The organism is Kordia sp. E, from assembly GCF_056033805.1.
Map to the genome: position 1 here is coordinate 1,611,203 of NZ_JBRASR010000002.1, position 21,027 is coordinate 1,632,229.

Genomic DNA, 21,027 nt, shown 5'->3' on the forward strand with positions numbered 1-21,027 from the left:
AGTGTATTTGGTATAAAAAAATAATTCAAAAAATAAAAACAGGTCATTTATACGTGCGAATTTCAAATAAAGAAGGTGCGATTTAGGGGATTTTCACTCTTTGATTCCCTGCAAATAAGCTGTTTTTTTAAGTTTTAAACTCAAAATAAATTATGCTATGAATGTGCTTTTTGTAAAAAATAGAAGATTGATGTTTAGTGTTCTGACACTTGTTTTTGGATGTAATGTGACGCTAGCCCAAACAGCAAAAGATTCAGTTACACATGCGTTGAAACAATTTAATAAACATGTGTATATAGATAATGATTCGGCTTATTACTATCTCAAAGAAGCAAAATTTGCTGCGATGAGAAATACGGAAGATTTGATTAATGTATACGGTAGAACAAGTGATTATTTTGCATTTGTAGCAGATGATTTAGACACTGCACTTTTATACCTAGATAAGGCACTTAAATTAAGTCTAATAACAGAAGATGCAGTTCTAATAGCACAAACTCATAATCGTAGAGGTTATGTGTTAAAGTTGCAATGGAAAATTGAGGAAGCTTTTAAAAGTTACAATAATGCAATTGAGATATTAGAAAAAAAGGATAAACCTAAATTACTCAGCAATTCATATGTGAAAAAAGGAAAATTATATACAAGTGCCGGATTGTATTCCGAAGCTTTTATCAGTTTTGACAAGGCATTAAAATTAGCTGAAGAAAATGAAAAAGTAAGCAAGTCATTTATTTACAGAAGTATGGGGCAAGCATACAAGGCTCAAGGTGATTATAAGGAAGCGGAAGTGTATTTTGAAAAAGCTATAGAAATTATAAAAAGCCGAAAAAAATCGAAAAAGAGTCAGGCCGAATTAAATCGATGTAGAACAAGTTTAGCAGAATTAGCATACGAAATGGGTGATTTTGAAAAAGCGTTTTTGCTTGCGCAAGAAAGTGAAAGGTGGATTAAAAAAGTAAAGAATAAAAAGAAATTAGCAGGACTTCATTTATTATTAGGAAAACTTTATTATGAATTTGAGAATGATAGTTTGGCGCTTCATTTTACTAAAAAAGCATATGAAAAAGCAGTCAAAAAAAATGTAGCAAAGGGGAAAGTTGAAACTGCAAAACAATTAGCACTTATTTATGAAAGAATGCATAATGTTGAAAAAGCGTATGAGTTTTTACAACAATATGATACATTGAAAAAAGTATATGCAAAAGAAAAAGGGGAACAAGCATTACTAAAGGCTTCATTTTTAGCAACCATAACAGAGAAAGACAAGGAGTTTGCACGTGTGCAGAAAACTATGGAAGATGAAAAATTCTATACAACCTTGCTTCTAATTTTTGGTCTTGGATCAGGAATCATCTTTTTTATGTTTTATAAACGAAAAAAAATTAGACTCGTTAAAGAACTAGAAAAAAGTAAAATAAACAATGTACGTATCAAAGAAAATTTAGCGGCTACTCAAAAAAAGGTACTTCAAACAAAAAATGAACTTAAAGCGTATTCGCGATTAATTTCGAAACAAGTAGATAGTGAGGATGAAACATTGCCGCATACTGTAAAACCAATCATGAAACAATTACACGATTTTAAAATTTTAACGGAAGACGATTGGTTTACATTCAAAACATTATTCTTAAATATTCATCCTGAATTTTACAAAAACTTTAAAATCACGGTGGATGATTATTCTTTAGGTGATTTAAAATTAGCTTCATTAATACGATTGAACTTTAATACTAAAGAAATTGCAAAAACCTTAGCCATTTCTCCTGAAAGTGTGCGCAAAGGAAAGTACAGATTGCGCAAAAAAATGACCTTTACTTCTGAAAAAGAATTGCAAAAATTTATCTATACGTTATAGTTTGTCACGTTTCTGTCCCAGAATAGGGTAAAACCCTTAAGTTTTATAAGGATTGTCCCAGTTTTGTCATTGCAAAATTTCTTCAAAAAGCAATGACACTTCCTAGTTTTGAAAAGTGAAAAGCAGTTGCTAAAATTCGTTTTCAATACTACATTTTTTCATGTGTATAGATTTTAGTTTTTCGATACATCTACTGAAAACGGATTTTACGTCTGCATCACGATTTAAACCATTATGAATTTAATTAAAACGTAAAAATTATGAAAAAACGTAAAATGAAGTTGAAGAAACTAAAGCTTCAAAAACGAACTATTGCAAACATGGAAACTGTACATGGAGGCGAAATTGAAAAAACAAAATTTATTGTAATCTGTACAAATCTTATTAATACAACAGTAATTACTACTACAAATACAGTTGTTACAACAACAAATTGGCCTCCAATTGATCCGCCACCGCTTATTACAAAAAATTATGAATCATGCATTACAATGTGTCTGTGTTAAACTAACTTAAATAAATTATATTATGAAAAAACAAAAAGTAAATCTTAGAAAATTGTCACTTAATAAAAATAAAGTGTCAATATTAAACGGAGTTAAAGTAGTAGGAGGCGCGCCAGGAAGTTTTCATTGTGGAACAGCAAGTGTGGTTCTAAACTGTACTACGGCAACGAATCCGCCAGCACCTTTAATTTCAAAAGATATACGACCAGATATATGTGAAGCCATTTGGAATTCTAAAGATTCACTATGTCCTTCATGTATGTTTGATTTTTAGACAATACATAGCATAGTTTTAAGGTATAAAAAAAGCAGCTAAGAATTTCTTAGCTGCTTTTATATATAATGTTATCTTTTTTAAAATTCTGCGTTTTGCGGTGTTCTTGGATAAGGAATTACATCTCTAATATTGCTCATTCCTGTTGCAAACATTACCAAACGTTCAAAACCAAGTCCAAAACCTGAGTGTACAGCAGTTCCGTATTTACGAAGATCTAAATACCACCATAGTTCTTCTTCAGGAATATCTAAAGCAGCCATTTTCTTTTTCAATACATCCAAACGCTCTTCACGTTGTGCACCACCAATAATTTCTCCAATACCTGGGAATAAAATATCCATAGCACGTACGGTTTTTTCATCTTCGTTCAAACGCATATAAAATGCTTTGATATTTGCAGGATAATCAAATAAAATCACAGGACATTTAAAATGCTTTTCTACCAAGAAACGTTCATGTTCACTTTGTAAATCTGCGCCCCATTCGTTAATTAAATATTTGAATTTCTTCTTCTTATTTGGTTTCGAATTGCGTAAAATATCAATTGCTTCTGTATAACTAACACGCTTAAAGTTGTTTTCAACTACAAAACGTAATTTTTCCGTTAAGGTCATTTCGCTACGCTCAGCTTGTGGTTTTGATTTATCTTCTTGAATTAATCTGTTTTCCAAGAAAGCTAAATCGTCAGCATTGCGCTCCAAAATATATGAAAGCACCGATTTCATAAAATCTTCTGCTAAGTCCATATTTCCGCTTAAATCCATAAACGCAACTTCTGGCTCAATCATCCAAAATTCAGACAAGTGACGTGATGTGTTTGAATTCTCAGCTCTAAACGTTGGTCCAAATGTATATACTTTTCCTAACGACATTGCGTAGGTTTCAGCTTCTAACTGTCCAGAAACCGTTAAGTTGGTTTCCTTTCCGAAGAAGTCTTTTGTGTAATCTACATTTCCTTCTTCATTCAATGGCGGATTTTTAGGGTCTAATGTCGTAACTCTAAACATTTCTCCAGCACCTTCGGCATCACTTCCTGTGATGAGTGGTGTGTGCATGTTATAAAATCCATTATCATTGAAATATTTATGAATTGCAAAAGATAAAGATGAACGCAAACGCATTACAGCACTAAATGTATTTGTACGTGTGCGTAAATGTGCTTGTTCACGTAATTTTTCTAATGTGTGTCTTTTTTGTTGAAGTATAGTTTTTGATACTTCTTCCGGATCAGCATCACCTAAAATAGTAACCTCGCTTACTTTAACTTCTACTTTTTGTCCTTTTCCTTGACTTTCAATCAACTCTCCTTTAATAGAAACAGCAGCTCCAGTTGTAATACGTTTTAAAGTATCTTCATTCATATTTTCAAAATCAACAACACATTGAATATTATGAATTGTAGAACCATCATTTAAAGCAATAAAACGATTTGCTCTAAACGTTCGTACCCAACCTTTTACAATAACTTCTTGTACTAATGTTTCTGAGTTTAATAACTCAGCTACGGTGTATGATTTCATTTTGATAATATTTAGGCGACAAATATAGTTCATTAGAGAAAACTAATGAAAAGTGAACGAATAAAAATATAGGTGTTTTGTAAGAAGTATATGTTCTTTTTGTATAATAATTCGTAAAAGCGTATAAATACCCGAAAATAAAAGGGATTTACCTACTAAAAAGGGGATTTTTCCCCTTGTATAAACGCTTGATCATGACATATATTTGTAATGGCTATTAATCAATTGTAATCTTAATTTGTCTTCAATGATTAAGTAAATTAAGGTAGGTTTGGGGGAACCTAATAGAGTCTGAATGTTGTAACAACAACTTCAGGCTTTATTTTTTTGTAGTAACTTTTCACTGTTTGATTTTGTCTTAATCTTCAACTTCATCATTTTTTCGAGTAAGCTCTGATAGTTTTCTATTTTCTTTTTCAGGAAGAATTCTAAAGTTTGGTTCTTTTAAAACACGTTTGTTTGCAATACTTCTTTCTAGCGAAAGCAATAATGAAGGTAATAGTAATAAGTTTGCCAACATAGCAAAAAGTAATGTAGCTGAAACCAATCCGCCTAAAGCGACTGTTCCACCAAAACTAGAAATCATAAACACCGAGAATCCAAAGAATAATACAATGGATGTATAAAACATACTTACGCCAGTTTCGCGTAAAGCAGCATATACCGATTTGCGAATTTTCCAGTTGTTACTTCGGAGTTCTTGTCTGTATTTTGCTAAGAAATGTATCGTGTCATCCACAGAAATACCAAAAGCAATACTAAATACCAAAATGGTAGATGGTTTTATAGGAACGCCTAAAAAGCCCATCATTCCGGCTGTAATGAGTAATGGAAGCAAGTTTGGTACTAATGAAATTAAAATCATTCGGAATGAACGGAATAAATACGCCATAAATAACGAAATCAAGAAAATTGCTAAGGATAACGACATGATTAAGTTATCGACTAAGTATTTTGTCCCTTTCAAGAAAACAAGCGCTTTCCCAGTCATGGTGACTTTGTATTTTCCTTTGAATGTTTTGTTTATTTGTGCTTGTAGATTTTCTTCAATACGTTCCATTTTGTCCGTACCAATATCTTTCATAAAGGTTGTGATACGTGCATATTGACCTGTAGAATCGACAAAACTGTTTAGTAAGTTTGTGTTCGATTTAGATTTTACAGCATACGCTGAAATTAACGTATTCTCGTTTGATGAAGGTAAGGTGTAGTTTTTTGCCAAACCTCCAAAAAATGCTTGACGCGAATATTTAGCCAAGCTCACAATGGACATTGGTTTTGACAATTCGGGCGTTTCAAGAATGATTTCTTCAAACTTTTCCATGCGTTTTAATGTGGAAAGCTTTGTAACACCATTTTTACGATCTGTATCAATCATAATTTCCAATGGCATAATTCCGTCAAACTCTTCTTCGAAAAAGCGAATATCTTTAAAGAAATCTGCGCGTTGTGGCATATCTTCAATCAAACTTCCTGAAATACGTATTTGATAGATTCCAATAATGCTTAATGCTAATAAAATAACAGAAGTAATATAAACAGCAACTCTGTGATTACGCACCATATTTTCCATCCAACCGACAAAACCACTAATCCAACGTTTGTTTAAATGATTAAGATGTTTTTCTTTCGGCAGCGCCATAAAACTATAGATAACCGGAATGATTAATAACGATAGTATAAAAATAGCAATGATGTTGATGGAAGCTACAATACCGAACTCTTTTAGTAACTTACTTTCTGTAATGATAAACGTTGCAAAACCTGCTGCAGTTGTTACGTTTGTCATTAGTGTAGCATTTCCAATTTTAGAAATTACACGTTGTAATGATTTGGCTTGGTTTCCGTGTTTTTTTATTTCTTGCTGATATTTATTAATGAAGAAAATACAATTCGGAATTCCAATAACGATGATCAAAGGTGGAATTAATGCTGTTAATACCGTGATTTCATAATGTAATAATCCTAAGATTCCGAATGCCCACATGACACCAACAATAACCACAACCATTGAAATGAAAGTTGCTCGGAACGAACGGAAAAAGAAGAAGAATATTAAACTTGTTATTAATAAAGCTGCGCCAATAAATAAGCCAATTTCGTCTACAATGTTTTGTGAGTTTAACGTACGAATGTATGGCATTCCCGAAACGCGTAAATCGAGTCCTGTTTCGTTTTCAAAATTTTCAATCAGTGGCAATACTTCATCATAAATGAAATCTTTACGAACAATTGTATTTACAATTTCTTTGTCAAGATAAACGGCCGTTCGAATGGTTTGTTCATCATTAAACAATAAACTTTCGTAAAATGGAAGATTGTTGAACAGTTCATTTTTTATTTCATCAACTTCAGCTTGTGTTTTTACTTCTCCAGAAACTAAATCTTTGAGTGTAAAACTTTCGTTTTCGTTATCCTTTATTAGTTTTTTGAGATTTTCGGTAGAAATAACTGCTGAAACTTCTGGTTTTGCATTGAATTGTTTACTTAGTCGATTCCAGGCGTTAAAATTTTCAGGAGTGAAAAGTGATGAGTCTTTTACGGCAAGAATAATGAGGTTTCCTTCTTCACCAAAAATATCAAGAAACTTATTGTATTCTACGTTAACAATGTGATCGTCAGGAAGTAAGTTGGCTTCTGTGTAGGAAAATCGCATGTTTTTCCATTGCCAACCTAAAAAGATAGTCATGGCTACTACAAGTGTTAGAATGATAATTCTATTTCTAAGAATTAATCTAGCAACACTTGCCCAAAACCGTGTATTTATCCATTTAATCATTATATCATTTTTGCTCGTGCAAATTTATGAAAAACGAATGAAGTCAGGCTTAAAATCCTAAACTAAAATAGTATGTAAATTTAAATGAGATGTTATCTTGTAACTCAGGTAAATGATATGCACCATATCTGTACATAAAATTAAGTCCAAAACCAGCAAAGAGTTTATTGATTTCAAAACCAGATTCAGAATACCCGTGTTTTAGTGAGTTAAATTGTTGTCCTAAATGACGATCAATGTTTTTAGCGTCACCAATAGTATGTCGCGTAATTAGAGTCAATTCCGGGCGGAAACCTTTTGTAATTTTAAATGGCTTGAACTTATGTTTTGCCTGAAACATGGCATATTTGTCTGAGAAAAATTCATTGAAGTACATCGTTTCAAAACTGTTTCTTCCAGCAATTGAAAAACGTTGTAATAATACGTCTTTGTTAGGGTTATTTGGTGATGTGTGATATAAATGAGATATTGGAATATCTCCAATACCTAATCCACCTTTTACTAAAAATGAGGTAACACCTTTGTCAATAGGCGTTATTTCATGTACTATTCTAGCATCTAGTTTGGTGTAATTGAAATCGCCACCAATGAAACCATCAAAACTTTGAGTTGCTTGAACTGCAAATTGTGGAAATCCTTTTTTGATTTCTGTTCGTCCATGGCGTGTTTGCATATATTCACTAAACGGATTCCATTGCACGGCAAACGTGGCTTCTGTAATGTCGTATGCATTAAAGATTTCTCCATTGTTTACAAAACCATAATCATAGGTTGATTCTACGTTACTTCTAGAAACCATGAAGTTGGCATGTGCTTTTGCTGTAATTTGATGTTCTATGTTTGCTGTCAGTCGTTTAACTTCATAGAATAAATCAATATTAAATAATCGTGGTTCAAATAGTGAGAATGCGCGTCTGTCTGTGATGAATCGGGAACTTCCTGTTTCTACCAAATCATCTGTGTATGACATTCCAAACCAAGTTTGTGTACGTTTGTCTAATCGCGCTGCAGCGCCAAAACCAAATTTAAAATCTTTATCACGTGTTCCGTATACTCCGTAACCATTTAATCTGTATTTGGTAGAAAAATTTGCATTGGTAACACCGCCAAGTCCCAAACGGAATGCTTCGTAGTTGTTGTATTTTATTAAATAACGCAAATCTAAATCGATGTATTTTGTCGGATAATAACCTTTAAGGATTTTTCGAGCTAGATAAATATCTTTTTCAACACCATCTTCAGCAATAACACTATCTAATACTACATACGTTTCTCTTCCTCTTTTCGTAATACTGTCCGTACGATATTGATTCCAAAACTCTTCATTTCTATTATGTGCTTTATCGTCAATTTCAATAGCCAATCCGCGTCCTTTAATGCTTACAGGTTTGTTGATAGCAAGATCAAAGTTTTTTGTTTTTGAAGTTAAATAAATAAAATCGCTAACTTCTTGCTCATTGCTACGAACCGTATTTATACTGTCTTGTTGTGTTCCACGTTGCACTTTGACAGTTTGTCCAAAGAGTGAGACAGAATCATCTGTTTTTCCTTTGCGAATTTGAATTTCTTTATCTGTTGGAAACCAAACTTCAAATGTTTGATTGTAATCAAAATTTTGTTCTGCCTTAATGTCAATTACACCTTTTATTTCTGCAATTCCTTTTTGTAAAGCGTATGATTGTCTGTCTATATATAGAATACCTTCCAGTCCAGAAGTTTTACCTTTCTTTTTTGGACTGTAATAAATCATATATGATTCACGATTGCTGTTACTAACTGTATCTAATATTTTGTAATTGTATTTTGACAATGCATTTCCAGCCATTGGACCTGTATAAGAAGTTCCAAAAAGTTCATATTGGTTCTTGTAGAAAGAGAACGACTGAATTTTGATACCTAGTATCTCATAGATTGGCTCTTTAAAACCAGCCATACGTGTCGCTAAAATTTTCTCACGCTTTCCTTTAGAAGAGCTAAACGAAACTTCACTAACTTTTTCAGTCATATAAATATGGCTTCGTGCCATATCTTTCTTAAAACTATAATTTGATGAGTCTACTTCTTTGAAGACGAGTTCTCCATCCTTTTTTGTGTAAATAGAATCTACTTGTCCGTTAATGGAATCAGGGTTTGCAGTAACTAAAAGTTTATTATATGAATTTAGTTTGAACGAATTTAGTTTACGTTCAGGATCGTTTTCTTTTTTAAGCTTTATAGCATCACGCATAATTTGCAATGCAGGATTTTCTTTATTGTATAAAACAACAGCGTCTAATGATTCTTGAGAAGGCTCTAAGGTTATCTTTAAGTACGAAGTAGTATTATCTACGGGAATCGTAATCGTTTTGTAGCCAATGTAAGAAACACGAATAGATGTAATTTCTTTTTTTAAGTTTAAGACAAATTTTCCTTCTGCATCCGTAATTGTTCCTTTAGAAGCAGCTATAAATATGTTGGCAAAAGGTAATGATTCTTTTGTTTGTTTGTCAGTTACAACTCCTGATATTGTTTGTTGTGCAAATGCAGCAATAGTGGAGAATAGTAAAATAAAAATCAGTAAAGATTTTTTCATCTGTTGAATTATTTTTAGATGTCTAATGAGAAATTATCAATCATTATATTCATTTTGAATAACTTCTTAGTTATGACATATTTCTCAAGGCTTATAAGTATAACGAATAATATGGTATAATGTTACAAAAAATAAAGCGACCACTGGCCGCCTTATTATTAGTTTATTATAAGTTTAACGTTTTTAAACGGTCATAATTTCTTTTTCTTTTATGACGTATATTTCATCGATCTTTTTGATATAACTATCTGTTAGTCCTTGCACATCAATTTCTGCATTTTTCTTTACATCTTCAGAAACATCTAAACCTTTAATTTCTTTATTTGCTTCTTGACGTGCATTTCTGATACCAATTTTACCATGATCGACTTCACCTTTTGATTGTTTTGCTAAATCTCTACGGCGTTCTTCTGTTAATGCAGGTACATTGATAATTACAGATTCACCATTATTCATAGGATTAAAACCAAGATTTGCAAGCATTATTCCTCTTTCAATTTCTTGAATCATACTTTTTTCCCAAGGTTGAATTGTAATGGTACGTGCATCTGTGCTGTTTACATTTGCAACTTGTGATAATGGTGTCTGAGAACCGTAATAATCAACCATTACACTTGATAGCATTGCAGGAGAAGCTTTTCCAGCTCTAATTCCTAATAATTGCTTATTTAAGTGTGTAATAGCGTTATCCATAGATTCTTTTGTCGTATCTATAATAAATTTAATGTCTTCGTTCATGCTGTTGAAAATTATTAATGAAAGTCGTGATAGTACTTTCTATATCATTACTAATTTAAAATATTTTTTTGTAATTATTTGAATAAAATCAAAAACTACGCCAGATTTTATATTACAGGTTTACTTTAGTTCCGATTTTTTCTCCTGAAACTACTTTGAGTAAGTTTCCATGTGTATTCATGTCAAATACAATAATTGGCAATTCGTTTTCTTGACTTAAGGTAAAAGCAGTTGTGTCCATTACTTTTAATCCTTGTTTTAATACTTCGTCAAACGAAATATGATCAAACTTTACAGCAGCTGTGTTTTTTTCAGGATCTTCATTGTAAATTCCGTCAACACGTGTTCCTTTCAAAATAACATCCGCGCTTACTTCTATAGCCCGCAATACAGCGGCAGAATCCGTTGTGAAATATGGGTTTCCAGTTCCAGCACCAAAAATAACAACACGTCCTTTTTCCAAATGACGAATTGCTTTTCGTTTAATATACGGTTCTGCAACTTCTTTAATTTCTAAAGCTGTAAGCAAACGTGTATGAACATCTGCATCTTCCAAGGCGCTTTGTAATGCCAAGCCATTAATGACAGTTGCTAACATTCCCATGTGATCTCCTTGTACGCGATCCATTCCGTTACTTGCACCTGCAACACCTCTAAATATATTTCCACCACCAATAACGATGGCTACTTCTATTCCTAAATCGACTACTTTTTTAATCTCTTCGGCATATTCGGCTAAACGTTTTGGATCAATTCCATATTGTCTTTCGCCCATGAGCGCTTCGCCTGATAATTTTAGTAAAATTCTTTTGTATTGCATTGCTTGTAGTGATGAGTTTTGCAAATATAACAAATAATGAAGTGTACAAAAATGTTTTTAGTAGTGTTCCTTATTTTGTTTTAGTAGAAATGCTAATATTTTAAAAACCATATAATAAATGTTGATTCTATTTTACTAAGAAACTGTATATCTTACAGATATTAAAATTCAAAAAAGAAGCTTACAATTCATAAATTTCGACTGTACGTAAATTGATGAAATATATTATGAATTTACATTATAATTATACAGTAAAATCCTTAATTTTTTTATTGTTACAATTCATAAATCTAGAGTATTGATCTTATTTTAAGAATATTACATCTTGTATTATTGTGTAAATCTTTAAAAATTAAAATCATGAAAAAACAAAATTTAAAATTAGGGCTAAACAAGATTAATGTATCTAATTTATCTTCAATCAAAGGTGGAATAGAGACAATAAGTTGTACTTGCCCAGTAATTGTTGATCCAGATCATACAGATGCATGTCTTGATACGCAACTTACTACATGTTATGGTACTACAAGTAGAGGTTGTACAGCAATTACACATTGTTTATGTGGGTAATCCATGATAAAGCATGTCAACTGTGCTTTATAAATAGTTGGTAGTTATGATTAATTAAAAGAGTTGTATGTGTACAGCTCTTTTTTTATGCTACTTATGATTCCGAGAGTATTTTGTTTATTCTAAAAGTGCACGTCTGAAACCTGTTACTAAATTGTAACACGTTATTTTTTAATCTAGATTATTATGGAAAACTATAAAAAAGAAACTGTTTTCCGTGTTGAAACATGTAATTGTTAAGAAATTAACATAAAATGCTACGCTTACACAAAATATACTACGCTTATACATTTTGTGGTGTTTTTAGAAATTCTTTTCTATAATTTTAAAATATGAAAAAGGTGCACAATTTTTCAAAGTATTAATTATTTAAAAATTAAAATTATGAAAAAACAAAAATTAAAATTAGGCTTAAACAAGATTAATGTATCTAATTTGTCAAATATCAGAGGAGGAGGCCCAAAACAAGCGCACACAATTACACAATTGGGTAATATTTGTTGTCCGGTTTTAGGGTCTGAAGAATGTCCAGATACACAAGTGACTACATGTCATTCCGGACATCCAGGATGTGATGATGATAATCATGAAACATTATACTGTACTTTAACAATTACAGTTCCTTATCCAGGATTATAGTAATGAGTACTAAAGTTTGTATTCCATAAATTATTATACATTCTATGTAAAAGTTGGGTTGCAGCTATCTGCAACTCAACTTCATTTTCAATCTGACCAAGTGTAAGTTGCAAAGATTAACAAGTGATTAAAAATAGGTGTACGAAGGTATTACTAGAAAACTTGATTATTAATATTAATTAAAAAAATAATTTTGGTCTATAATGTAAAAAGGCTTGTCATAATTGACAAGCCTTTTTACATTATAGAATGGTGATGTTTTGATATAGAAAGCTTACAAGTGTTAAGGATATTAACAAAAATTACAACGCTTGTACAAAATGTACTACGCTTATACATTCTGTAGTGTTTTTAGAAATGATTTTCTATAGATTCGGTGTATGAAAAAGGCGCGCAATTTTTCAAAGTATTAATTATTTAAAAATTAAAATCATGAAAAAACAAAATTTAAAATTAGGGTTAAACAAGATTAATGTATCTAACTTGTCCAATGTAAAGGGAGGAGGCTCGGTTACAACATACAGTGAAGCACAAGCTTGCTTTGCAACAATCACAGCGGTAGCTAATGTGTGTTGTGATCAAACATTGCCAGATACGCAAAGACAATGTCTTACGGTATTAAATGGTGCAACTTGCGGATTGGATTGTGGTATGAAAACAATTATTGGAAACGTTTGTTAAGAGCATTTGTGTAGTTACAAATAAAAAGGGTTGTCAATTGACAACCCTTTTTTTATGCTAATAACCCTGAAGAGTTATATTTATTTATCCTAAAGATACACGTTTGAAACCTGTTACTTCAACTTCTCCATAAGAAGAAACGTATTTAGCAACTGTAGACTTTTCGTCTTTGATAAAGTCTTGGTCTAATAAACATTTTTCTTTGTCTAACGTAGTGTTATCAGAAATGAATCTTTCCATTTTCCCTGGTAAGATACGATCCCAAATTTTCTCTGGTTTTCCTTCTGCAGCTAATTCAGCTTTTGCATCAGCTTCCGCTTTTGCTAAAACTTCTTCGCTTAACTGAGACATAGAAATGTATTGAGGAACATTTTTCAATGTTTTTCCTAAACGAGCTAATTCTTCGTTATCTTTTTCAATAGCAGCAATTCTTGCTTCTGTTTCAGAGGCAACAAAAGTTGGATCGAAATCTTTGTAAGATAATGTAGTAGCTCCCATAGATGCAATTTGCATTGCTAAGTCTTTTGCTAAAACATCTGCGTTATCAACAGCTGAAGATAATCCAACAACAGCAGCAATTTTATTGATGTGAACATATGAACCAACATAAGCAGCTTCGATTTTATCAAAAGCGTTTAAGTCAATTTTCTCACCAATTACACCAGTTTGCTCAATTAACTTCTCAGCAACTGTAATTCCACCGAAATCAGCAGCTAAAAACTCTTCTTTTGTATTGAATCCAATAGCTAAGTTTGCAAATTCTTTTGCTAAGGCAACAAAACTTTCGTTTTTACCAACGAAATCAGTTTCACATCCTAAAACAATTGCAACACCAGCAGTATTGTTTTCATTTACTTTAGCAGCAGCTACACCTTCTGAAGAATCACGATCAGCTCTTTTATCAGCGATCTTTTGTCCTTTTTTACGAAGAATGTCAATAGCTTTATCGAAGTCACCTTCTGCTTCTACTAATGCTTTTTTGCAGTCCATCATTCCTGCACCTGTAGCTTTTCTTAATTTACCTACTTCTGCGGCTGTAATTTTTGCCATTTTATTTTTGTTTTAATGTTAACACGTCAATTCATCATTTTTTAAAACCAGCAATAAAACTAGGTATTCGTCTTTGATGAATTAACGTATCAACGTTAAATAATAATTATTTTGTTTCTTCTTTTTTTGCTGGAGCAGCTTCAGCCGGAGCTTCTGCTTTTGGAGCAGCTGGAGTTTCAGCCTTTGGAGCTGGAGCAGCTTTTTTAGCTTCCGCTTTTGGAGCAGCAGCAGCAACTTCTTTTTCAGCTTTCTTAGCTTCTTTTTCAGCTTTTCTTTCAGATAATCCTTCGATAACTGCATCAGTTACGTGCGTCAAAATGTTCTCGATTGATTTAGAAGCATCATCATTTGCAGGAATTACATAATCAACCTCTCTTGGGTCAGAATTTGTATCAACCATTGCAAAAATTGGAATGTTTAATTTTTGAGCTTCTTTAATCGCGATATGTTCACGCTTGATGTCAACTACGAATAACGCACCTGGAAGACGTGTCATGTCATTGATAGAACCTAAGTTTTTCTCTAACTTAGCTCTTAAACGATCAACTTGTAAACGTTCTTTTTTAGATAAAGTCATGAACGTCCCATCTTTCTTCATTCTATCAATAGAAGCCATTTTTTTAACAGCTTTTCTGATCGTTACAAAGTTTGTTAACATTCCACCTGGCCATCTTTCAGTGATGTAAGGCATGTTAGCATTCCCTGCTTTTTCAGCAACAATGTCTTTTGCTTGTTTTTTGGTAGCTACGAAAAGTATTTTTCTACCAGATGCTGCAATTTTCTTTAAAGCTTCGTTAGCTTCTTCGATTTTTGCTGCAGTCTTATATAAGTTAATGATGTGGATTCCATTGCGCTCCATGTAGATGTACGGCGCCATGTTTGGATCCCATTTTCTTGTCAAGTGACCAAAGTGTACACCTGCATCAAGTAAGTCTTTTACTTCTATGTTATTTGCCATTTTTGTAAATAGTTTACGTTCCGTTGAATTAGCAATAGGTAAGTAGCAATTTGCATTGGTCTTATCTATTTAGATGCTAAACTAATTTTCGCTGTGCGAAACAACGACAACATGTTTTTAATTTCAATAATAAATGAACTGTACGTTTTTTTGTAAAAACGATAAAAATTAACGTTTCGAGAATTGGAACTTCTTACGAGCTTTCTTCTGTCCAAATTTCTTACGTTCAACCATTCTTGGATCTCTTGTTAGTAATCCTTCTGGTTTCAATGCTAATCTGTTTTCAGCATCAATCTCACATAAAACTCTTGAGATTGCTAAACGAACAGCTTCTGCTTGTCCAGTAGATCCTCCACCATAAACATTTACGTTTACGTCATACGCGTCAACAGTTTCTGTTAAAGCAAATGGTTGCTTTACTTTGTACTGTAACGTAGGTGTTGGGAAATACGTTTCAAATGCTTTTTTGTTTACGGTAATGTTTCCAGTTCCTGGAGTAACATATACACGAGCAACAGCCGTCTTTCTACGACCAATTTTGTGAATAACTTCCATGTTACGTTAAATCATTTAAGTTAATAGTTGTTGGCTTTTGAGCTTCTTGTCCGTGCTCAGTACCAACATAAACTTTTAGGTTACGGAATAATGCGCTACCTAATTTGTTTTTTGGTAACATTCCTTTCACTGATTTTTCCACTAATTTTGCTGGATCTTTTTCAAAAAGTTCCGTAGCTGTTAGCGATCTTTGACCACCTGGATAACCTGTGTGACGAATATAAGATTTGTCAGTCCACTTGTTTCCAGTTAAGATGATTTTCTCTGCATTGATAATTACAACATTATCTCCGCAATCAGCATGTGGTGTAAAGCTAGGCTTGTACTTACCTCTAAGTATTTTTGCTACCTTAGAAGCCATACGCCCTAGCGTCTGTCCTTCAGCATCAATCAAAACCCATTGCTTATCTGCAGTAGCTTTGTTCGCTGAAATTGTTTTGTAGCTTAATGTGTCCACACTAATTTTATTTAATTATTAAACATTCCTATCTCTTAAAAAGAGTCTGCAAAGGTATGATTTATTCTGTAGATAACAAATACATTGAGAAGAATACTGAAAATAGTTAAATGTATTGGTTTTCACTCGCTTACTTTTAATTTGAGAATTGAGTCAACTAGTATTCATTATTTGTGCTACTAATTAGAAGTATGCATTCTGATAAAGCTCATTTCAAACTATTGAAAAATATTTAAAAAACTTAATTTTAGGAGTATCTTTAACCAAAATTTTGAAATGAAATTCATCCCAAAAATACGAAAGTTTTTAGTGAATGCTATCATTATAGGTATGATAACATTTGTGCTGTTTGAAATTTTGTATCGAAATTCAATTATTGATTTTTATAAGTCTGAAACTTCTCATTTGAATACGAAAGCAACTATTGCTAAGCCTTCTGTAGATTTTTTAGTGTTTGGTGATTCTTTTTCTGCAACAGCAAAAGAGATCAATTATATAGATAAGCTAAAGCAACAAAATCCAAATGTATCTTTTGTGAATGTAAGTGTGCCTGGAATTGGAATTCGGCAAGTGAATACATTCGCGAAAGCAAAAATTAAAAAGCATCAACCAAAAGCTGTTATTTATCAAATATATGTTGGAAACGATTTGACAGATGTAGATCATTTGTGGAGTTGGGAAAAATTTTCAATAGCTCGAAACTTGTATTGGGAAGCTTCCGATCATTTTTTGAGTATTCCGTATTTGAATCATAAAGCTGCCGTTTTTAGTCCGCGTATAAATAATAGAACGTATACAATGGCAACTGATGAGTTTAGAGTTGATTATTATGATCAGCGAACGAAGCTTTTTTTAAACTTTGATGCAGCATATTTTAATGATACTTTTATGTTAAAAACACCTTTTAAGGTACGTTATGAGGCTTGGCTAGGATATATGCAAACTTTTTTAGAAACCATCCCAAATGATGTTCCTGTGTATTTGGTTTGGATTCCACATTGTACGCAAGTGAATGATTATTATCTGAACAATTTAAATAGTTTAGGTGCTACGTTTGATGATAAAGCTGCAATACAACAAGCAGATTATCCATTCTTCGCGCAAGCAAAAAAGGATTTAAAAGCATTCACAAATGTGACACAATTAAATCCTTTAGAAGCTTTTCAAGCAAACGACTCTGTTAATAATCGTTTGTATTTTGCCAACGATCCACATATTAATAATAATGGTAATGTAGTGCTGAGCGATTTTTTGCAGACAGAAATCAAACTAGATTAATTTCGTCATTCCTGCAAAGGCAGAAATCTGTAATTTATATTGTAGTGGATTCCGCAACAAGTGCGGAATGACATTACATTTTTTCGTTTTCTTCAGCAGCTTTATTTAGTTGTTCTTTTTTAGCTAATAAATTCTTTTGGTAACGACCTTGTACAATATCTATAATCACTAACGTAATAATGACAAAGTAGAAAGTGGTTTTGCTCATTGGCGTTATTGGATTTCCAAATAAGTGTATGTGTGCTAAATGACCACCTTCGGATAATAACATGATTCCGACAATAAAAAGAATAAATAATCCGAGAACTTCATACATTTTGTTTTTCTGTAAAAAGTCTGATACTTTGTCAGCCATCACAATCATTAATAATCCACCTAAAATAACGGCAACAGTCATTAAAATTAGTTGAGGCGTTGTGTCCATATCGCTTGTTAATGCCATCGCACTTAGTATAGAATCAAACGAGAATACCAAGTTCATAATTACAATCCATGTTACGACACTTTTTACAGATTTTTTGCTTTTTACTTCTTCGGTTTCGGCATGTTCTTTCATTAACATCATGTGCCAAATTTCTTTTACAGCAGTATAAATGATAAAAATTCCACCGACCAATACAATCAAACTATGTCCATTAAAATCAAATTCTACAATAGAGTTGCTATGCATGGAGAAAAATGGTGATTGGAAATAAGAGATTAATTTTACCAACACAAATAATAATACAATTCGTAATACAATTGCCAAACCAACACCCATTTTTCGAACATATGACTGTTTGTCTTTTGGTGCTTTTTGTGATTCTAACGAGATGTATAATAAATTGTCAAATCCTAATACTGCTTGTAAAAGCACAAGCATAAACAAAGTAAAAAGACTATCTAAGGTTAAAAGTTGTTCCATGTTTTATATATAATTATTTATTGACTGTTGTTAGTTGTTCAGTTTCAGATATTGTTACAGTTTCTTGAGTTTTTGGTGTAAGTAACGATTGTATGTTTGCTAACATTTTGTAAGCGACCATTTTATTTCCAAGTTCGCCTGTATGGCAAAAGTCGAAATAAATTGTTTTTTCTGCATTGTCAAATACATTGCTGATGTCTAAAAAAGTTGGGTCGTTTATCATTAAAGAGTCTTTGCGAACCGTTTCGTACGACAGCGTATATAGGTTTTCATAATACTGATGACTTTCGTAAGACCATTGTTCGTATGTTGTCAAACTCTTTTTTGAATAAATATTTGGTTGCATAAAATTGAACACTTTAAAACCATATTCATCTTCCAAGCTTTTCGAGATTTTTACCAAGCCAATATAGTTTTCCGCAATATCTGTAGCCAATGCATCAGGACGTGAACCTAATTGCGCATAGGTAGATTTTGAAAAAAGCTTACGTTGCAAAGTAGTAATGAATCTGTATAGATTACTCGAATATACCATCAAGCGAATACGCTTCTTGTAGCTGTGTGCAATTTTGAATTCCTTTTTCCTGTTATACGCATTCGTAGGCGATCCTGCTTCATTATTTTGGTGTCCAGAAATAACTTCATTTACACCATCATAAAAAATCACAATATCAGGAATGTTGTTTTTAACGAGTTCACGCTGTAGCTGAATATTCTCTGTAGCACGTGTATATCCATGACAACCAAAATTGGTCACTTCCACATTTTGATCAGGGAAATTAGTCTGAATCAGTTTTGATAATTCTGACGGAATTGTATGTTCGTCACGTGAACCAGAGCTATACATAGTAGAACCGCCAAAGCAGAATATTTTTAAGGCTGTTGCCGAATCTTTTAAACTTGGGTTGACAGTTTTTCGGAGTCCGTTTTCATAAATCGTATTGTGTTTCCCATTCATGGGTTTAAAACGATAATGTAAATAGGGTTCCCATTGCATGTCTTGTTGACGAAGTTCTCTAAAAAGTTCTTTTATAGATTCATCATCCATTCCATCACCTTCGTACAAGCCAGAAGCAATAATACGTTCGGTATTTCCATCAATGCCACTTTCATCATGGTAGCTATAAAAAATGCCCAAACCAATTTCTAATAAAAGAAAAATGATTAGCATATTTCTAAATAATATATAGGCGAATTTGAGTTTGCTTTTCACGAATAGAATGAGTTTATAAAATATATTTTAATTTTTTGTTGACTTCAATTAATAGATAACTTGCAATTCCAGACACTATAATTGTTATAAAGGTTAAAGGTGTTGATTCTATTTTAAAAAAGCTAGTAATCAAAACAATAATTAGCGGATGTATTAAATAGAGCGCAATTGAATATGATGACAATAGTTTACTATTAAGGCTAGATGTAATTTTGAAAGTAAATGCTGCAATTAACAATGCTGGAGCTAAGAATACATAAGAAAGATACGTGTTGAGAATCGCTTCGCCTGTTACAAAATAATAGGTAATCAAATTTTCTGCAATTAGAAAAATCAAGCTTATAATGAGTAAGCCTGTGACAAATTGTTTGCTGAGTTTAGTATGAAAATTTGTGCGTCTTATTACATAGCCAATACATAAAAGCGGCAATGCGAACAGTAAAAAATTTCGATGTAATGGAGGATAATTAATCAACTTATCTAATATGATGTGTTGTGAGAACACATGAAGTTGTCCTAAATATTGAATGATAATTCCAATCAAAAATAAAATAAACGTGCTTATAATTAATACTGTGTTTGAAAGATTTCGAAGTTGATATAATACCAATCCGCCAAGTAAAAGTGCAGCCAAATACCATAAATGGTTAAAACCAAATACTAATGTTGAAATAATTTTTAACAAATTAAAATCATTTAAATACACCCAAAAATAGCTGTAAATCAACATCCAAACGAGATATAAAATACCAACGCGTTTTAACCAGATCTTGATGCGATCATTTTTAAATATATTAAATAAAAAGAAACCGTTAATGCAGAAAAAAAATGGAACGGCAATTCTGAAAATTCCGTTTGTAACAGTTTGAGATGCTACTTCACTATATTCAAATAAAAAACCGCAATGCGTGCCAATCACAAATAGCGCAGCAATAATTTTTAAAATATCTAGCAGTATGTTTCGCGAAGTAGTTTGCAAAGCTTCTATGATTTTTGAATACTAAAGATATAGTTTTTCTCCTTTACGACACTTTTTTCTAAAATTAGCGTAAACGAAAGTCCATTTTTAACTGCCAATTGTTTGATGTGTTCAATTTCGCAATCTTCCGATAAAATCATCCAAGTATTTGGTGCCAAATGCTGTGGAAGTTGTGCAAATAGTTTTTCAAAGTATTCAAAATTCTCACCACAAAACCAAGCACGTTCTTTGTCGTTCTGTGGCGCTTTTGGATAATACGGCGGATTTATAATAATGTACTCAAATGTTTGATCGGAAAGATTTTCAAACAAATCAGAATACACAACATTCAATGGGATTTTATTTTTAATAGAAGCCTCTTTAAGAATAGTAATAGCAGTTTGATTAATATCAGAAGCAGTTACGCTTGCACCTTTTGAAGCAGCAAAAAGCGATACAATTCCTGAGCCACAGCCGAGTTCCAAAATTTTTTTATCTGCTATGTTTAATGGCTTTATATATTCTAAAAGAATTCTTGTGCTGATGGTAAATTTTGGCGGAAATACTTCTTCATTAATTTGTACCGTAATACCTTCATACGTGTACTTTCGTTCCTTTACAGTATATTTATCAAAGAAAAATTTCGCAATAGGAAATATGATCTTTCTGAGCTTCTTAAACATATTTCTGTAAA

At 32.2% G+C, this 21,027-nt stretch carries 20 protein-coding genes; 7 read left to right on the forward strand and 13 right to left on the reverse strand.

Annotated features, from left to right (window positions below):
* The first annotated feature begins 157 nt into the window (after nucleotides 1–157).
* The 3 genes from ACUUYC_RS10220 to ACUUYC_RS10230 all read left to right on the forward strand — a co-directional run bounded on the left by ACUUYC_RS10220 (nucleotide 158) and on the right by ACUUYC_RS10230 (nucleotide 2,638).
* Nucleotides 158–1,858 (forward strand): tetratricopeptide repeat protein, encoded by a 1,701-nt coding sequence (locus ACUUYC_RS10220; RefSeq protein WP_474265688.1) that lies wholly within the window; start codon nucleotides 158–160, stop codon nucleotides 1,856–1,858.
* A gap of 260 nt (nucleotides 1,859–2,118) precedes the next feature.
* Complete coding sequence (locus ACUUYC_RS10225) at nucleotides 2,119–2,364, forward strand: hypothetical protein (protein WP_474265689.1); 246 nt, start codon at nucleotides 2,119–2,121, stop codon at nucleotides 2,362–2,364.
* 22 nt (nucleotides 2,365–2,386) lie between these two features.
* Complete coding sequence (locus ACUUYC_RS10230; protein WP_474265690.1) at nucleotides 2,387–2,638, forward strand: hypothetical protein; 252 nt, start codon at nucleotides 2,387–2,389, stop codon at nucleotides 2,636–2,638.
* A gap of 80 nt (nucleotides 2,639–2,718) precedes the next feature.
* On the opposite strand, the gene asnS is transcribed toward ACUUYC_RS10230, so the two are convergent.
* The 5 genes from asnS to pyrH all read right to left on the reverse strand — a co-directional run bounded on the left by asnS (nucleotide 2,719) and on the right by pyrH (nucleotide 11,070).
* Nucleotides 2,719–4,161: an asparagine--tRNA ligase gene (gene asnS, locus ACUUYC_RS10235; protein WP_474265691.1), complete on the reverse strand. Its 1,443-nt coding sequence runs from the start codon at nucleotides 4,159–4,161 to the stop codon at nucleotides 2,719–2,721.
* 358 nt (nucleotides 4,162–4,519) lie between these two features.
* Nucleotides 4,520–6,940: an efflux RND transporter permease subunit gene (locus ACUUYC_RS10240; protein ID WP_474265692.1), complete on the reverse strand. Its 2,421-nt coding sequence runs from the start codon at nucleotides 6,938–6,940 to the stop codon at nucleotides 4,520–4,522.
* A gap of 49 nt (nucleotides 6,941–6,989) precedes the next feature.
* Nucleotides 6,990–9,512 carry a DUF5686 and carboxypeptidase-like regulatory domain-containing protein gene (locus tag ACUUYC_RS10245; protein WP_474265693.1) on the reverse strand — a complete coding sequence of 841 codons (2,523 nt, stop codon included), beginning with the start codon at nucleotides 9,510–9,512 and terminating at the stop codon, nucleotides 6,990–6,992.
* A gap of 183 nt (nucleotides 9,513–9,695) precedes the next feature.
* Entirely contained in the window at nucleotides 9,696–10,250 is a 555-nt protein-coding gene (gene frr / locus ACUUYC_RS10250; protein WP_474265694.1) for a ribosome recycling factor, read from the reverse strand.
* Nucleotides 10,251–10,362: 112 nt separating this feature from the next.
* Nucleotides 10,363–11,070: a UMP kinase gene (pyrH, locus tag ACUUYC_RS10255; RefSeq protein ID WP_474265695.1), complete on the reverse strand. Its 708-nt coding sequence runs from the start codon at nucleotides 11,068–11,070 to the stop codon at nucleotides 10,363–10,365.
* 360 nt (nucleotides 11,071–11,430) lie between these two features.
* Here pyrH and ACUUYC_RS10260 point away from each other — a divergent pair, with 360 nt between their 5' ends.
* From ACUUYC_RS10260 to ACUUYC_RS10270, 3 genes are all read left to right on the forward strand, one after another.
* Nucleotides 11,431–11,640: a hypothetical protein gene (locus ACUUYC_RS10260; RefSeq protein ID WP_474265697.1), complete on the forward strand. Its 210-nt coding sequence runs from the start codon at nucleotides 11,431–11,433 to the stop codon at nucleotides 11,638–11,640.
* Nucleotides 11,641–12,024: 384 nt separating this feature from the next.
* Entirely contained in the window at nucleotides 12,025–12,279 is a 255-nt protein-coding gene (locus ACUUYC_RS10265; RefSeq protein WP_474265699.1) for a hypothetical protein, read from the forward strand.
* Nucleotides 12,280–12,711: 432 nt separating this feature from the next.
* Nucleotides 12,712–12,960: a hypothetical protein gene (locus tag ACUUYC_RS10270; protein ID WP_474265701.1), complete on the forward strand. Its 249-nt coding sequence runs from the start codon at nucleotides 12,712–12,714 to the stop codon at nucleotides 12,958–12,960.
* Nucleotides 12,961–13,044: 84 nt separating this feature from the next.
* Here ACUUYC_RS10270 and tsf read toward each other — a convergent pair whose 3' ends face one another.
* The 4 genes from tsf to rplM form a co-directional block, all read right to left on the reverse strand.
* Complete coding sequence (gene tsf, locus ACUUYC_RS10275) at nucleotides 13,045–14,010, reverse strand: translation elongation factor Ts (protein WP_474265702.1); 966 nt, start codon at nucleotides 14,008–14,010, stop codon at nucleotides 13,045–13,047.
* Nucleotides 14,011–14,116: 106 nt separating this feature from the next.
* Nucleotides 14,117–14,968 (reverse strand): 30S ribosomal protein S2, encoded by an 852-nt coding sequence (gene rpsB, locus ACUUYC_RS10280; RefSeq protein WP_474265704.1) that lies wholly within the window; start codon nucleotides 14,966–14,968, stop codon nucleotides 14,117–14,119.
* Nucleotides 14,969–15,136: 168 nt separating this feature from the next.
* Nucleotides 15,137–15,523, reverse strand: a complete 387-nt coding sequence (gene rpsI, locus ACUUYC_RS10285; RefSeq protein ID WP_474265705.1) for a 30S ribosomal protein S9 — start codon at nucleotides 15,521–15,523, stop codon at nucleotides 15,137–15,139.
* Between the two features lies 1 nt (nucleotide 15,524).
* The gene (gene rplM / locus ACUUYC_RS10290; protein ID WP_474265706.1) at nucleotides 15,525–15,980 is read right to left on the reverse strand and encodes a 50S ribosomal protein L13; all 456 of its coding nucleotides are present in this window, start codon (nucleotides 15,978–15,980) and stop codon (nucleotides 15,525–15,527) included.
* Between the two features lie 276 nt (nucleotides 15,981–16,256).
* Between rplM and ACUUYC_RS10295 the strand changes: the two genes are divergently transcribed.
* Nucleotides 16,257–17,258 (forward strand): hypothetical protein, encoded by a 1,002-nt coding sequence (locus ACUUYC_RS10295; protein ID WP_474265708.1) that lies wholly within the window; start codon nucleotides 16,257–16,259, stop codon nucleotides 17,256–17,258.
* Between the two features lie 73 nt (nucleotides 17,259–17,331).
* Here the strand turns inward: ACUUYC_RS10295 and ACUUYC_RS10300 are convergent, their stop codons facing one another.
* Genes ACUUYC_RS10300 through ACUUYC_RS10315 form a run of 4 tightly spaced genes read right to left on the reverse strand, consistent with a single transcriptional unit; the run spans nucleotide 17,332 to nucleotide 21,016 of the window.
* The gene (locus tag ACUUYC_RS10300) at nucleotides 17,332–18,162 is read right to left on the reverse strand and encodes a TerC family protein (protein WP_474265710.1); all 831 of its coding nucleotides are present in this window, start codon (nucleotides 18,160–18,162) and stop codon (nucleotides 17,332–17,334) included.
* 13 nt (nucleotides 18,163–18,175) lie between these two features.
* Nucleotides 18,176–19,333: a hypothetical protein gene (locus ACUUYC_RS10305; protein ID WP_474265712.1), complete on the reverse strand. Its 1,158-nt coding sequence runs from the start codon at nucleotides 19,331–19,333 to the stop codon at nucleotides 18,176–18,178.
* A gap of 55 nt (nucleotides 19,334–19,388) precedes the next feature.
* A complete protein-coding gene (locus ACUUYC_RS10310; RefSeq protein ID WP_474265713.1) occupies nucleotides 19,389–20,354 on the reverse strand; it encodes an acyltransferase family protein in 966 nt (321 codons plus the stop codon).
* A gap of 5 nt (nucleotides 20,355–20,359) precedes the next feature.
* Entirely contained in the window at nucleotides 20,360–21,016 is a 657-nt protein-coding gene (locus ACUUYC_RS10315; RefSeq protein WP_474265715.1) for a methyltransferase, read from the reverse strand.
* Between the last annotated feature and the right edge of the window lie 11 nt (nucleotides 21,017–21,027).